This is a genomic window from Nocardioides sp. Root682 (assembly GCF_001427795.1).
Lineage (GTDB): Bacteria > Actinomycetota > Actinomycetes > Propionibacteriales > Nocardioidaceae > Nocardioides.
The window spans coordinates 245,969-260,721 of the sequence record NZ_LMHJ01000004.1; the positions used below are offsets into that span (position 1 = coordinate 245,969).

Sequence of the window (14,753 nt, forward strand, 5' to 3'; positions counted from 1 at the left end):
GGGATGTGGCCGGGGCGGGCCTAGGATCGCGCCGGTGACCGACGATCGAGCCACGAGGGAGAGCGCTGCGTGACGCAGACGGAGTTCGAGCAGCCCCCGGTGCAGTTGCCACCTGAGCCCCCCGGCCGCGGGCAGTTGATGGCCTTGCGTGGCGCGGCCCTGGCGTCGGGCCTCGCAGCGCTCAGCTGGATCGTCGCCGCGGTGATCTGCGCCAACCGCGGTCTCGACCTCACGGACGAGAGCTTCTACCTGCTCAGCTACCGCTGGTGGAACGACAACTTCGACTCCTTCTCCGGTGTGCAGTACGTCTATGGGCCGGTGTTCGAGCTGCTCGGGTTCGACATCGCGCGACTCCGCCTCGTCCGCCTCGCAACCACCGTGGCGGCGCACGTCTGGTTCGGCTGGACGTTCATGTCCTGGTTGCGCTGGCAGCGCCCCGCGGCTCCCGCCAGCCGATGGTGGGAGATCGCCGGAACAGCGACGATCACGGCCTGCGCGGGGATCACCTACTCCTGGTTGCCGTTGAGTCCCGGGTACAACGACCTGGCACTCACCTGCGCGTTCGTCCTCGCGGGTGGCGTTCTGTGGATTGCTCGCGACATCCTGGCCGACCGTCCTGCGGCTGCTTGGGTGCCGCTCGGGATGGGAGCGACCGCGGTGGTGATGGGGCTCGCGAAGTGGTCGTCTGCTGCGTTGGTCCTCGTCGGCGTTGCCACGGTCCTTCTGGTCCTGCACTTCTCGGCTCGTCAGGGATGGCTTCGCCTGGGCCGGCTGGTGGGTCTCGGAGTTGCGGGAATGCTGGGGACGGCAGCATTCGTCCAGTTCGCACTCGTTCCCTTCCAGAAGATCGTGCCGCCCATGCTGGAAGTGAATTCCATGGTGGCGGACTCGACGAACTCACCGGCAGCCTTGCTGACGCGCTACCGAATCGGTGGCGAGATACTTCTCGACGACGTCGTCGCTCAGCACTGGCTGCTGCTGTTGGTTGCTGTGGCCGTGCCGTTCCTGGCACGGTGGCCGCGGATCGCCCTTGCGCTGGTTCTTCTTGCTCTCGCTTCGAGCATCGCCCAGGTGGTTCGCCATGACGGAACGATCGCGGGGCCTCCCCATCTGATGCCGCTGACGGTGACCATCTTCGCGCCCCTGCTGGCCATCCTGCTGGTGGCGATCACCGCTCTGGTGGCCGCGTTGCCGCGGCGGTGGAGGTCCGTTCCGGACCAGGCCTCTGGAGGCGCGGTCCGTCGAGGTGCACCGCGATCCGTGATCGTGATCATGCTGGTCGTGCTCCCGGTCGCGGTGTCGATGGGAACCGGGAACCTCCTGCAGTACATGGCCATGCTCGGCCTCGCAGCCTGGGTCGCCGTCGCAATCCTGATAGCCACGGCTGAGCCGGCGCGGCACCTGGCCACCCGCGTGCTGATCTTGGGGGCCGTTTCCGGAATCGTCGTCGCCACGATGTTCGTCGCCGTCGACGGCCTGTGGAACCGTCCGTATCGCACGTCGGGGTTCGAGGCGAGCACCACTAGGGCGAAGGAGGTGCCGGCGCTCGACTCTCTGCGGCTCGCCCCTGACGATGCCGAGGAATACGCCGACCTACGTCAGAGGCTGCTTCCGTACGTCGAGGAGGAGGGCCGCGCGATGATGGCCTTCGACGCGATGTCCGGCCTGGTCTTTCTGCTCGATGGGCGTCCGGTGGGTGAGGCCTGGTACGCGCCGTCAGACACCGCGCGATCCACCGCCGGAGTCATCCGCACGTGTGACGACGACCGGTGGTGGGGCCAACGCGAGCCGATCGTCCTGTTCAACCGCCCGGTCACGAAGCTCGAGCGGAAGACATTGCGCCACTGTGGGATCAGGCTCGCCCACTACGTGCAGTTGACCGAGCACATCGGCGACCAGACCGTCGTCATCTATCTCCCCCCGGGACCATCAAGCGGTGACCACGATCCGCCGGAGTAGCGCGAGTGCCACTGCGTTGAACGAGTGATCTGAGCGGTGGCCTATCGTGGCCGCCCATGGAGATGAGCATGACGGACACGCCCCAGCAGGAGATGCCCCGCCGCCTGATTTCCATCGTCGTGCCGGCGCTGAACGAGGCTGACAACGTCCCGGGACTTCTCGTGCGCTTCGCCGCGCTTGCCGCTGCCCACGCCGAATACGACTTCGAGCTGGTCCTCGTGGACGACGGGTCCACGGACGGCACGGCGGACCTGCTCCTCGACGCCGCCGATCCTGCCCACCGGGTGACAGCCGTACGACTCTCGCGCAGGTTCGGCTCCCACTACGCCATCTCGGCTGGGTTCGACGTCGCCCGGGGCGACGTCGCCGTGGTGCTGGGTGCCGACCTCCAGGAACCACCGAGCCTGATCGCTGACTTCATCGCTGGCTGGGAGTCAGGTTCCGACGTGGTGTGGGGAGTGCGACGCACGCGCACCGGTCGTTCGGTGTCGCAGGAGCTCTTCTCCAAGTCGTTCTCGCTGCTGTTCTCCCGCTACGCCAAGCTCGAGAACTACCCGGCCGAAGGCCCTTCCGGCGTCCTGGTGACCCGCGCCGTCATGGACGAGCTTGCGAAAATGCCCGAGCGAAACCGCAACGTGCTGGCCCTGATCGCCTGGCTTGGCTTCACTCAGACCCGCGTCGACTACGACCAGGTCGCCCGCAAGCACGGCGAGTCCCGCTGGACGCGGCGTCGCATGCTCCAGCTCGCCGTGGATTCGCTCATCCAGTTCTCGTCGATGCCCTTGCGCCTGTGCACCTTCACGGGCCTCGGTGTCGCGTTCCTGGGACTGCTCTACGCCGTCTTCCTGGTGGTCCGGGTCCTCGTCGGGGTGGACACACCTCCCGGCTGGTCGACGGTTCTCGTCGTCGTGCTCCTGCTGGGGGGCTTGCAGCTCACCGTGATCGGTGTGATGGGCGAGTACCTCTGGCGTGCGGTCGAGGAGACCCGCGCTCGCCCGCTGTTCGTGGTGCGGGACGTCAGGACGGCTGAGCCGACCGGCGGTTCTTCGCAACCGCAGCGCGCAGCGCCGTAGCAATCTGGTCGAGGTCGCCGTCGGCCAGGCCCGGGTAGAGCGGCAGGGTCAGCGCCTGGTGGTGCGCCTGCGTCGCATTCGGGAGGTCCGCCGCCAGATCACCCATGGTCTTCTGGAAGTACGGCTGGAGGTGCATGCCGTAGGTGCCCAGGGTCGACTCGATGTCGAGCTCGCGCAGGGAACGGATCACGCCATCGCGATCGATGAGGTCATCGAGCCGGACGACGTACGACTGGAAGGTCGGCACCACGTGGGAAGGGGCGGACGGAACCGTCACTCCCTCGATGTCGACCAGTCGTGAGGAGAGCGCGGCGGCCAGCCGCTGACGCTCGGCCACGATCGCGAGCAGCTTGCCCATCTGGACGACGCCGATCGCTGCGTGGATGTCCGACAGGCGGTAGTTGAACCCGGCTTCGACGAACTCCATGAAGAGCTCACCGCGTCGTGCGCCGTGGGCGCGGAGCAGGTTGAGCTGATCAGCGAGCGCCTCGTCGGACGTGGTGATCATCCCGCCCTCGCCGGTCGTGATCACTTTGCGCGGGTGGAAGGAGAAGACGCCGGCGGTACCCATCGAGCCCGCGGCCCGGCCACGGAACGTGCCGCCGACCGCGCAGGCGGCGTCCTCGATCACCGGCAACCCGTGACGGCCGGCGACTTCGTTGATGGCATCCATCTCGGCGCACAGGCCGAACGCGTGCACCGGCATCACGGCCTTGGTCCGGCTGGTGACGGCCGCCTCGATCAGGTCGGGGCGGATGTTGAAGGTGACCGGGTCGATGTCGGCGAAGACCGGCCGCGCACCCTGCTGCACGACGACGTTGGCCGTGGCGGGGAAGCTGAAGGCCGGCATGATGACCTCGTCGGTGGGCCCGACCCCGAGGGCCACGAGGGCCAGGTGCAGGCCCGTCGTCGCGGAGCTGACCGCGGCGGCTCGCGATGCACCCGTCAGCTCGCACATCAGCTGCTCGAGGCGAGCTGCCTGGGCGCCCTGCGTCAACATCCCGGTGGCGAGGACCTCGCCGACGGCCTTGAGCTCAGCGTCGTCGAGCGTGGGGATGTTCAGCCTCACGCGAGGACTCCGCGGTACCACTCGACGGTTTCAGCGAGGGCCTCGTCGGTCAGGAGCGGAATGTCGCGACCGAGTGCCTTGCGGACCTTGGTGGCGTCGGCAAGGTGACGGCGCACGTCGCCGGGGCGCGGGTCGCGGTGCACGATCTCGTGGCCCTCTGCGCCCATGACGGACAGCAGGCGCTGGACCAGCGTGTTGATGGAGGTCTCCACCCCGGTGGCGACATTGAGGACCTCGCCACGGCACTGCGGCTCGTCGTGCACGGCGACGATCATGTCGGCGGTGTCGCGCACGAAGATGAAGTCGCGGGTCTGCTCGCCGTCACCGAAGATCTCGATCGGAATGCCGGACAGCACCCGCTGGACCACGATCGGGACGATGCCGGCGTAGGAGCCGGGGTTCTGCCGGGGGCCGATGTTGTTGAACGGCCGGACCACCGTGGCGTCGATCCCGAAGGTCTGCACGTACGACTCGATGATCCGGTCGCCGGCGCTCTTGCTGGCGGCGTATGGCGTGATCGCGTCGTGGGGGTGGTCCTCGTCCATCGGGATGTACCGCGCCGACCCGTAGGCTTCGGAGCTCGAGACGTGGAGCAGTCGCTCGATCAACCCGCGACGGATGAGCTCACAGACCGTGGTGACGATCGCGACGTTGGTCTGCACCGTCCACGCGGGGTACTCGAGCGAGGTCGGGAGCGGGATCATGGCCAGGTCGAAGAGGGTGTCCACCTGCCGCCGCTCGACGATGTCCTGCATGGCCGAGAGATCGGCTGCGTCGAGGCGGATCACCTCGAGATCGATCCCGGATCCGAGCGATGAGCTCAGGTTGTCGATGCTGCCGAGGAAGAAGTTGTCGACGACGGTGACCCGCGCCGGGTTGTCGGCGACGATGCGGTCGACGAGGTGACTTCCGATGAAGCCCGCGCCTCCAGTGACCAGGATGGACTTCGAGTTGACTGACATTGCGCGCTCATTCTCCAGCGTGGTCGGGCGTAGGCTCCCGCTTGCGCCCGCACGCTACCAAGTGGGCCCGTGATTCAGACGAGGAGGCGCGATGGCCGACGACGTGGTGCAGAGTGACCCACTGCCTCCGAACCCCTATCATCCGCTCGCCTGGCTCGTCGGCGAGCCGACGATCGGTGCCGATGTGTGGATCGGCGCGTTCACCGTCATTGACGGAAGCGGCGGGCTGACCATCGGATCCGGATGTGACATCGCTGCAGGGGCTCAGATCTACACCCACTCCACCGTGGCGAGGTGCCTGAGCGACCGAGCCCTCCCGATCGAGCGGCGCCAGACCCGGATCGGGCGCAACGTCCATGTCGGTGCGAACGCCGTCATCCTGATGGGATCCGACATCGGCGACCACTGCGTCGTCGGCGCTGGCGCGGTGGTCAAGGAGAACACGGTCGCGCCTGCGTACAGCTTGCTCGTGGGAGTGCCTGCCAGAGTTGTTTCCGACGCCGCTCGGCGCTTCTTGGCTGAGCCCCGAGGCTGACGGCGTCACCTCAGGAAGTCGTCAAGGATCCTTGCGCTGCGTGTGCCGTCATGGACCGCGCGAGCGTAGGCCGCGGAAGCGGCGCCGATGGTCCGGGCCCGTTCGCGATCGGCGACCAGGTGTTCGATCGTCGTGGCAACCTCTGCGCCGGTGGCGTTGAGGATCGGGAGCTCTTCACCCACGACCTCGGTGACCTTCTCGGTGAGATAGGCGATCACCGGCTTGCCAGCGGCCATGGCTTCGCACGCAAAAGCACCGTAGGCGCCCACCGCCACTTGATCGACCACGATGTCGGCCTCCTTGACCTGGCGCTGCATCTCGGGCCACGGCAGTCCCTCGACGAGGTTCAGAGTGATCAGGCCTTGATTCTCGAGAGCCAACAACGCAGGCAGGAATCGATCCGTGCCCTTGGCCCATCTCGCGGACGGTGCATGGAGCACGACAGGTCGCTCGCGTTCCATGATCGGCGTGGCCGTCGCCCACGAGTCCATGTCGATCACCAAGGGGAGCCACGTCGCCTGCGGCACGTCGTCGAGGAGGTCCGGGGTGGTGACGAACACGGGCAGATCAGTCGACGCGAGAATCGCTCGGTTGCGGTTGGCGATCCGTGACAGGGCATTCAGCAGGTCCGTGTCCCGGGCGTCGTGGAAGTGCGACTGCGGGTTGCGCGCACGGTGCTGTTCTGGTGAGCGAATCTCGCTGCCGTGAGCCAGCAGTGCCACCTTGATGTTCGCCTGCTCCAGCGCCGCGAGATCGCCGGCGATGTCATTCCCGTTCAGCGTGCCGAAGACCGGTTTGAAGGCATCCGCGATCAGGTGCGTGTAGCGGGGCAGGATGCGCCGGAGGTGCGCCACCTGGACGTCAAGACGATGGAGGGTGGAGGTGTCGGCGTACACGTCCGCTGAGTACCCGGGCGGCTTTCCCCCGGTGTGCATGGTGACTTCTGCGGACACATCCTCGCGGTACCTGGTCACGGCCTGGGCGATGGCCGCGAGCTGGCCGGCGTAATTGGCGGGTCCCAACCCCAGCCGGATCGGTGTCGACGGTGTCAGGGGGCGCCAGGTGGGCTCGACTCGTCCGGACGCGACCGCGGTGACCGGCGGGTTGACGCGTTGCGGCGTCTCCTCGACGCTCCAGGTTGCTTCGTCGTCGTACGGCGGCAGCGCAGCGATGCCGCCCAGTTGGCGGTACAGCTCAAGCAGTCCGGCGCTCTGGACCTCCCAGGAGAGCTCGGTCAGGATGTCCTCGCTGATCCGCCCGGCGTACACGTCGCGCGCGTCGAGAACAGCACGTGCGCCCCGTCGGAAGCTCTCCTGGTCGCCGGGCTCGAAGGCCTCACCGACACCGTGGGAGCGGACATGGGCGCCGAGCAGCTGGACATCGCTCACGAGAACGGCGAGCCCGGCGTGCATGTACTCGGCAAAGGTGGTCGGGATGGACTGCGCTTCACCGGCCGCTGGTTCGTGGCACAGGATCCCCGCGTCAGCACTCGACAGGTAGTCAGCCATTTCGTGGTGGGCGACACACGGCACGACGTGGACCCGCTTCGAAACACCTGTGTCCCGGCCGATCGTCAGGAGTCGGGCGGCCGTCTTGTCGGCCTGGTTGGCGACGATCGCAAGGTGGACGTCGGGCATCGCCGCGAGTGCTTCGAGGGCCGTGGCCGCGGCGGGCTGGACGCGAAGGTCTCCGGCAATGACCAGCAACGGAGTGGTCTCACCGAGCCCGACCGTCGCGCGCACGGACTTGTCGGTGGCGCGGCCGACGGCGGCACGCGGCGGTGTGTTCCGAACGACCAAGGGCATGGTCGCCAACCCATGGGCGTCGCTGAGGGCGGCTGCGATCTCGGGTGAGGCCGCGATGACTGCGTCAGCGCGATGGATGTATTGCCGCTCCACTTGCGGGAAGCCGCTCACGGTCCGTGGGGTCGGCCAGCTCGTGGCGGCGACGTGAACGGCGGCGTCGTACAGCCAGCGAACGTCGTGCCCCATGCCGCGCAACCGAGCTGCAGCGGTGGCGGCGGTGTAGAGCGACGCGACGTCGTTGGCGTGGATCACGTCCGGCCTGAATTCCTCGATGGCCGGACCCATCATTCGATCGAAGTCGAGGATCGATGGAACGTCGCGACGCCAGTCGCCGAGTGGCTTGGAGGGGTCCGAGGTGATCCGGGTGCCCCATCGATTCGCCTTGAGGCGTGCCGCGAAGAGGTCCCGTCGAGTCCTGGCACCGATCCTGCGCGCAAACCGCCGGAGGCCGGCGGGGCCAGCGATCTTCTCCTCCTGGTGACGGGCAGCCGCTGCTCGGACGGCATGGGCGCGTTCCACGTCGGCCGGGACGGTCATGCCGGCGCGCAGCATGCGCCGGCCCGGCGCGTTGCGACGACGCTGGTTCTCCTGCCTCTCGATGAGCGGCACGACCGGCACACGCACGACCTCCACAGGGCCCATCCAGGTCTCTCGGCCCCGGCCCGTCGATGAACGCCCGATCATCATCACGTCCCAGCCGTCGTAGGCGGCCGCCAGGGCAACCCGCTGGACCCTCGAGTTCCCGGTGACCGTGTCGGCGACGATCACAGCCAGGCGTGGTCGGGCGGAAGGGGAGCCACCGGTTCTCTGCACGCTCCCGATCTTAGGGCGGCTGCGCTGCCCGCTAGGCTCGCACGCGTCCAGCGGCCCACGGCAGGAGCATTCAAGGTGAAGGTCATCAGCGTCGTTGGCGCTCGCCCCCAACTCGTCAAGCTCGCCCCGATCGCTGCGGCGATGGGGCGCACCGACCACCAGCACCTGATCGTGCACACCGGGCAGCACTACGACGCCGACATGTCCGACGTGTTCTTCGCCGGCCTGCAGATCCCCGCTCCCGACATCCACCTCGGGATCGGCTCTGGAAGCCACGGCGCGCAGACGGGCGCGATGCTGGCCGAGCTGGACCCGATCTTCGACCGTGAGCGGCCCGACTGGGTACTCGTCTACGGCGACACCAACTCGACCGTCGCGGCTGCCCTCGCCGCGGTGAAGCTGCACGTGCCGGTGGCGCACCTCGAAGCAGGTCTCCGCTCCTTCAACCGGCGGATGCCCGAGGAGCACAACCGGGTCCTTACCGATCACGCCGCGGACCTGCTGCTGGCACCGACCACGGTCGCGATGGGTCACCTCGCCGACGAGAACCTCGCCGAACGTTCCGTTCTCGTGGGTGACGTGATGGTCGATGTCTGCCTCCAGGTCCGTGACGCCGTGCTCACAGCCGGCCACGGCCCGACGAACCTTCCCCACGACATCGACGTGACGCTGCCCTACCTCGTGGCGACCCTGCACCGGCCGGACAACACCGACGACCCGGTCCGTCTCAATGCGATCCTCGACGCCTTGGCAGCACTGCCGGTACCGGTCTCGCTGCTGGCACATCCCCGCCTGGTGGCGAAGGCAGCGGAGCACGGGATCGCGCTGGAGCGTGGCTCACTGAAGGTCGGCACCCCGCTGGGGTACGGCGACATGGTCGCGGCAGTGGTGGGTTCGGTCGGTGTGCTCACCGACTCGGGTGGTCTCCAGAAGGAGGCCTTCCTGCTGGGGCGCCCCTGTACGACGATCCGACCCGAGACCGAGTGGGTCGAAACCCTCGAAGGTGGCTGGAACGTGCTGGTCCCCGACCCGCATCACCTCGACAGCGGCGTCTGGTCGGCCACAGCGACACGCCCCGCCCCCGTAGGTGAGCGGGGTGCGCCCTACGGCGACGGTGTCGCCGCTGCCGCCGTCATCTCGGCGATGGAGACCCGGCGCTGAGCCCAAGCACGGTGCGGTAGACGGCATCGAGCGTCTCGGCCTGGGCCTCCCAGCTCCACGCGTGCATCAGTGCCGCGTCGTCGTAGGGCCGAACGTACGATTCCCGGTCGGCCAGCACCGCTCGCACTGCCCGCGCAAGGTCCTCGTGGTCGCCCGGCTGGAACACCTCGCCGTTGCGCTTCTCTCGCGTCGTTGCGGCCATGACCTTGACGTCGGACACCACAACGGGAAGCCGTGCCTGGGCGTACTCGTAGTACTTCGTGGGTAGGGCGATCTCGTTGTTGGGTGCATGGTGGAGTGTGTGGACCCCGACGTCGGCGCCGCTGAGATAGGGCACGATCTCGTCGACCGGGACGTACGGCGCCGTGTGGACCCGATCGCGTACGCCGATCTCCTCTGCCAGTTCGAGCAGGTTCTTGACCGTGGGCTGCAGCGGGATGCGCACCACGAGCGCCAGGTGCACGTCAGGAAGCAGTGTGAGCGCCCGGATCAACGCGTCCACGCCGCGTTCGGGCGAGATGGCGCCCGAGTAGAGCAGCAGTGTCGTGTTCGCGGGCAGGTCAATGGCTTCTCGAAGCGATGTCGCCGGCACCTGTGTCGTCGACGTCAGCGGGGCGTTGACCACGACAGCCGGTCGCTGGCGCAGACCGTGTTCCTCGTGGAGCATCTCGGCCAGCACGTCGCTCACGGTGACGACTGCGTCGGCATGGCGGGCGTGGCTGCGTTCCAGGGCGGTCTGTGCGGGCAGCCAGGACTTGATGGCGGCCGAGGTCTCCAGCCCGGGTAGCCATTCGTGGGCGTCCCACACCAGTTTCACGTCGCGACCGCGAGAACGTGCCCGTGCGACTGCGCGGCTGCCGACGAACAGCATGCGGTGGTCGTTTGCGTGGATGAGGTCCGGGGCCAAGGCGTCGATGACCGGCGCATAACCCAGTTCCCAGTCCCAGATGATGGGGTCGAGGTTCTGCCATGCGCTGTCAGACTTGATGGCCAGCCACCACCGCACCGCGACCCGATCGATCAGACCTTCCCGCCGCAGTCTGCGTGTGCGAAGTGCCTCGGTGGCAGCAAGTCGGCGATGGACGACGTCGCGGCGTCCACGGGCCCAACGGCCCCGGATCCGAGCGATCAACCAACCAGGTCCTTGGTTCCGGCCGGCGTTTCGCAGGGTTTCGATGGCAGTGCCCGCGTCGATTGCCCGCACCTCGGCCAGCGCCGCGCGCCGTGGTCCCAGACGCGCCGATGGGTACGCCAGTGGGGAGCGCAGCCGCGGCGACCGATCAAGCTCCGGTCGGGTCGACGCCTGTTGCGCAACGTGGGCAAAGCGAACCGGGACGCCTCCGACTTCGCCCGCCTTCGGGTCCGTGGGCTTCATCCGTCGGCCGACCAGGGTGACGCGCCAGCCCTTGTCAATCATGCTGCGCGCTTCCTTCTGCACGCGCGAGTCGCCGATGATGACGTTGTCGACGAGCATGACGACGTGGGGTGAAGGGGAGACTGACACCTGGGTCTATCCGTTTCGTGAGATCGATGCGGCGGCACGGGCGTAGACCGTGTCCAGGACGTCGGCTTGGGGACCCCAGGTCCACGACTCCAGGAGATCCCGGTCTTCGTAGGCCTTGCGATAGCGATCCGGGTCGGCGATCACCTGCTCGAGCGCGATGCGCAGGCTCTCGACGTTCTCGGGTTCGAACACCTCGCCCTGGCCCGTCGCGCGGACAGTGTCCGCCATCATCTTCAGCTCACTCACCACGATCGGCAGGCGGGCGTGGGAGTACTCCATGAACTTCGTGATCAAGGAGATGGTGTGGTTCAGGAACGGGAGGCCCGGGAACACGCCCAGGGTTGCCGTGGACAGGAAGCTGACCACCTGCGCGCTCGGGACATAAGGCAGGACGTGCACCCGATCCGACACACCTAGATCCTTCGCCCGATCGATCAGCGACCCGACGTACGGCGTGATCTCGGGAATGTGGGGCGGCCTGACGACCAGGGCGAGGTGAACGCTGGGAAGGCTGGGCAACACGTCAATCAGGACCTCCAGGCCCCGCTGAGGAGCGGCAGCGCCCGAGTAGGCCACGAGCGGGACCGATGCGTCGAGTCCGCACTCAGTTCGGACGTCGGTGGGACACTCGACAGGAGGCGACTGCACGTCGGGCGCATTGGTCACTACTGCGGGCATTTCAGCCAGGTCGTGTTCCTTGACCAGGAGCTCGGCCAAGGGTTCCGAGACGGTCACAACGAAGTCGGCCACGGGGGCATACTCCCGTTCCAGCGCCATTTGCGAGAGGTGCCATCGCGGGTGCGGGTTCCACGGGCTCATGCCGGGCAGGAACTCCCGTGCGTCCCAGATCAACGATGTCTTGAGGCCGCGTGCCTGCAGTCGCAGTTTCGCGCGGGCGCCCACGCCGAGCATGGCGAAGTCGTTGGCCTGGATGATGTCGGGCTCGAGCTGATCCAGGAGCGGACCCCAGCGGTGCTCGTGGTTCCACGCCTGCGGCCACAGGCGTCGCCACGAGCGGTCGCCCTGGGTCGCCGACCATAGTCGTGTCACGGCCTTGTCGATCGAGCCACTTGCCAGTCGTCTTTTCATGGCTGCGTGATGGGTCATGGCCGCCCGCTTCCGGACGACGGCTATCCGCCCCTTCGTGCCGAGGGCTCTGAGGCGCATGAAGCCGATTCTGAGGCCGGTCGCCGGAGAGGGACTGCTCCGTTCCCGGTCGATGCTGGAACGGATGTCGAGGAGCTTGAACTCGGCGCGTCCGAACCGCCTGTCGGCGGTGCCGGTGGCCGAGTATCCCAGCGGCGCTCGCAGGCGCAGTGAGCGGTGACCTCCAGCGTGTGGGACGCGTCCGCCCTCGGGAACGACCCGCACTGTGACTCCGGGCAACTGATCGGGTTCCAGCGTGTTGCTTGCCGCGAGAATGGTCAGGTCCCAGCCGTTATCCGCAATGGATCGCGCTTGCTTGATGACGCGCGAGTCGGGGCCGAGGGCTGCTCCGACCAACATGACGACGCGTCCACGTGACGCGTGCCGAGGAGCGGGGACAGGCGACGCGGAATGGTGGGCGTCGCTGGGAGTCTCGTTCACGACCACGATCCTAGACACGGCCAGGGGTCGGTCCGGCATCCGTTGAGACCCTCCCGGGCGCGCCGTCGCTCGGTGGAGATGCCGCCCACAGAGTGTGTGGCCGATATTCTTCTGGCGGTCCCGACCTCACCAAGGAGAATCATGTCCAATCCCACCCCGATTCCGGCTGCGCGGCCCGTGATCGATGAATCCGACATCGAAGCGGTGGTGGCGGTCATGCGTTCCGGCATGGTCGTGCAGGGCCCGCAGGTCAAGGCCTTCGAGGAGGAGTTCTCCGCGGTCGTCGACGGTCGCCACTGCGTCGCCGTCAACAGCGGTACGTCGGCGCTGCACCTCACGTTGCTCGCCCTGGGCTTCGGTCCGGGCGACGAGGTGATCTGCCCGTCCTTCACGTTCGCCGCGACGGCCAACGCGATCCGCCTCGTCGGCGCGACCCCGGTCTTCGCCGACATCCAGGCCGACACCTTCAACATCGACCCTGCGGCCATCGAGGCGCTGGTGGGTCCCAAGACCGTGGCGATCATGCCGGTCCACCTCTACGGCCTGCCCGCCGACATGACCGCCATCAACGCGATCGCGGACAAGCACAAGCTGGCCGTCGTCGAGGACGCCGCGCAGGCCCACCTCGCCGCCATCGATGGCCGTCCCGTCGGTTCGCTCGGCACGGCCGGCTGTTTCAGCTTCTACCCGACCAAGAACATGCACTCCCTCGAGGGCGGCATGGTCACCACGGCCGACGCCGAGCTCGCCCGGCAGCTGCGCCTGCTGCGCAACCAGGGCATGGAGCAGCGCTACGCCAACGAGGTCGTCGGGACCAACACCCGGATGACCGACGTCGCCGCGGCTGTCGGCCGCAACCAGCTGCGCCGCCTCGCTGGCTGGACCGAGCAGCGTCGTAGCAACGCTGCGACGCTGACCGCCGGGATCAAGACGGCGGACACGCCGGTCGTGCCCGAGGGCTACCTGCACTCCTACCACCAGTACACCGTGCGCTCCGGCGAGCGGGACGCCCTCCAGGCCCGGCTCACCGAGCAGGGCATCGGCAGCGCGACGTACTACCCGACGCCGGTGCACCGCCTGAAGCCGTTCCTCACCGAGGCCGGCGTGCCCGACCCGCGCTGGGAGCTGCCGGAGACCGAGAAGGCCGCGCTCGAGGCGCTGTCGCTGCCGGTGTTCCCGACCCTCACCGCTGAAGAGCTCGACCGCATCGTCGTGGCGGTCAACGCATGAGCACCCCAACGAGTTCTCCGCTTCCCCCGCTTCGCTCCTCCAGCGCACAACTCGTCGGGGACCCCGCATGACGCTGAAGGCCGGCCTGGTGGGCCTGGGCGCCATGGGGCGCAACCACGCACGCATCCTGTCGATCCTCGACGACGTCGACTTCATCGGCGCAGCCGACGCGGTCGTCACCGACCAGCGGGTCTCGCACGGTGCGCCGATCGTCCCGGACGTCGACGCCCTGATCGCGCTCAAGCCCGACTACGTCGTGGTGGCGGCGCCGACCGGCACCCACGAGGAGATCGGGCTCAAGCTCGCGGCCGCGGGCATCCACGCCCTCATCGAGAAGCCGCTCGCCCCGTCGGTCGAGGGTGCCAAGCGCCTGGTCGACGCGTTCGCCGAGAAGGGTCTGGTCGGCGGCGTCGGCCACATCGAGCGCTACAACCCGGCGCTGCAGAGCCTGCGCACCCGCCTCGCCAACGGCGACCTCGGCGAGATCTACCAGGTCGTCACCCGTCGCCAGGGCCCCTTCCCGGGCCGGATCGCCGACGTCGGTGTGGTCAAGGACCTCGCGACCCACGACATCGACCTCACCGCGTGGGTCACCGGACAGAACTACGTCTCCGTCTCCGCGCGGGCGGCCCGGCGCAGTGGCCGCGAGCACGAGGACCTGATCGTGGTCGTCGGGGAGCTCGACGGCGGCGCCGTCGTCAACCACCTCGTCAACTGGCTGAGCCCGCTCAAGGAGCGCTCGACGGTGATCACGGGCGAGCGCGGTGCGTTCGTCGCCGACACCCTGACCGCCGACCTGAGCTTCTACGCGAACGGTGCGGTCCCGACCGAGTGGGAAGCCGTGAGTGCCTTCCGTGGCGTCGTCGAGGGCGACGTCACCCGCTTCGCCATCCCCAAGCGCGAACCCCTGCTGCGTGAGCACGAGCAGTTCCGTGACGCCGTGCTCGGCAAGGAGTCGGACATCGTCACCCTCGCCCAGGGCATGCGGACCGTCGAGGTGGCAGCCGGGATCCTCGCCTCCTCCACGGACGGCGGGGCCGTCCGGCTCTAGCCGG

11 protein-coding genes are annotated in these 14,753 nt (G+C 68.0%); 6 read left to right on the plus strand and 5 right to left on the minus strand.

What is annotated here, in order from left to right; genetic code table 11:
• Positions 1-69 precede the first annotated feature (69 nt).
• Together ASD84_RS21975 and ASD84_RS21980 are read left to right on the plus strand one after the other, a co-directional pair.
• Complete coding sequence (locus ASD84_RS21975) at positions 70-1,959, plus strand: hypothetical protein (protein WP_056914082.1); 1,890 nt, start codon at positions 70-72, stop codon at positions 1,957-1,959.
• 68 nt (positions 1,960-2,027) lie between these two features.
• On the plus strand, positions 2,028-3,032 hold the full coding sequence (locus ASD84_RS21980) for a glycosyltransferase family 2 protein (RefSeq protein ID WP_162251582.1): 1,005 nt from the start codon (positions 2,028-2,030) through the stop codon (positions 3,030-3,032).
• Here the strand turns inward: ASD84_RS21980 and ASD84_RS21985 are convergent.
• Together ASD84_RS21985 and ASD84_RS21990 are read right to left on the minus strand one after the other, a co-directional pair.
• Positions 2,977-4,101: a DegT/DnrJ/EryC1/StrS family aminotransferase gene (locus tag ASD84_RS21985; RefSeq protein WP_056715631.1), complete on the minus strand. Its 1,125-nt coding sequence runs from the start codon at positions 4,099-4,101 to the stop codon at positions 2,977-2,979. The genes ASD84_RS21980 and ASD84_RS21985 overlap by 56 nt on opposite strands.
• Entirely contained in the window at positions 4,098-5,063 is a 966-nt protein-coding gene (locus ASD84_RS21990) for a dTDP-glucose 4,6-dehydratase (protein ID WP_056715634.1), read from the minus strand. The genes ASD84_RS21985 and ASD84_RS21990 overlap by 4 nt, the downstream gene beginning before the upstream one ends.
• 91 nt (positions 5,064-5,154) lie before the next feature.
• On the opposite strand from ASD84_RS21990, the gene ASD84_RS21995 reads away from it, so the two are divergent.
• Positions 5,155-5,598, plus strand: a complete 444-nt coding sequence (locus ASD84_RS21995) for an acyltransferase (RefSeq protein ID WP_056715636.1) — start codon at positions 5,155-5,157, stop codon at positions 5,596-5,598.
• Between the two features lie 5 nt (positions 5,599-5,603).
• Here the strand turns inward: ASD84_RS21995 and ASD84_RS22000 are convergent, their stop codons facing one another.
• Complete coding sequence (locus tag ASD84_RS22000) at positions 5,604-8,216, minus strand: glycosyltransferase (RefSeq protein WP_056715639.1); 2,613 nt, start codon at positions 8,214-8,216, stop codon at positions 5,604-5,606.
• Between the two features lie 75 nt (positions 8,217-8,291).
• On the opposite strand from ASD84_RS22000, the gene wecB reads away from it, so the two are divergent.
• On the plus strand, positions 8,292-9,377 hold the full coding sequence (gene wecB / locus ASD84_RS22005; RefSeq protein WP_056715641.1) for a non-hydrolyzing UDP-N-acetylglucosamine 2-epimerase: 1,086 nt from the start codon (positions 8,292-8,294) through the stop codon (positions 9,375-9,377).
• Here the strand turns inward: wecB and ASD84_RS22010 are convergent.
• Positions 9,349-10,851: a glycosyltransferase family 4 protein gene (locus ASD84_RS22010; RefSeq protein WP_056715643.1), complete on the minus strand. Its 1,503-nt coding sequence runs from the start codon at positions 10,849-10,851 to the stop codon at positions 9,349-9,351. The two genes, wecB and ASD84_RS22010, sit on opposite strands and share 29 nt — an antisense overlap.
• Before the next feature lie 36 nt (positions 10,852-10,887).
• Positions 10,888-12,384 carry a glycosyltransferase family 4 protein gene (locus ASD84_RS22015; RefSeq protein WP_200958505.1) on the minus strand — a complete coding sequence of 499 codons (1,497 nt, stop codon included), beginning with the start codon at positions 12,382-12,384 and terminating at the stop codon, positions 10,888-10,890.
• Between the two features lie 225 nt (positions 12,385-12,609).
• On the opposite strand from ASD84_RS22015, the gene ASD84_RS22020 reads away from it, so the two are divergent.
• Positions 12,610-13,698, plus strand: a complete 1,089-nt coding sequence (locus ASD84_RS22020) for a DegT/DnrJ/EryC1/StrS family aminotransferase (protein ID WP_056715649.1) — start codon at positions 12,610-12,612, stop codon at positions 13,696-13,698.
• 67 nt (positions 13,699-13,765) lie between these two features.
• Positions 13,766-14,749, plus strand: a complete 984-nt coding sequence (locus ASD84_RS22025) for a Gfo/Idh/MocA family protein (protein ID WP_056715652.1) — start codon at positions 13,766-13,768, stop codon at positions 14,747-14,749.
• The last annotated feature ends 4 nt before the right edge of the window (positions 14,750-14,753 follow it).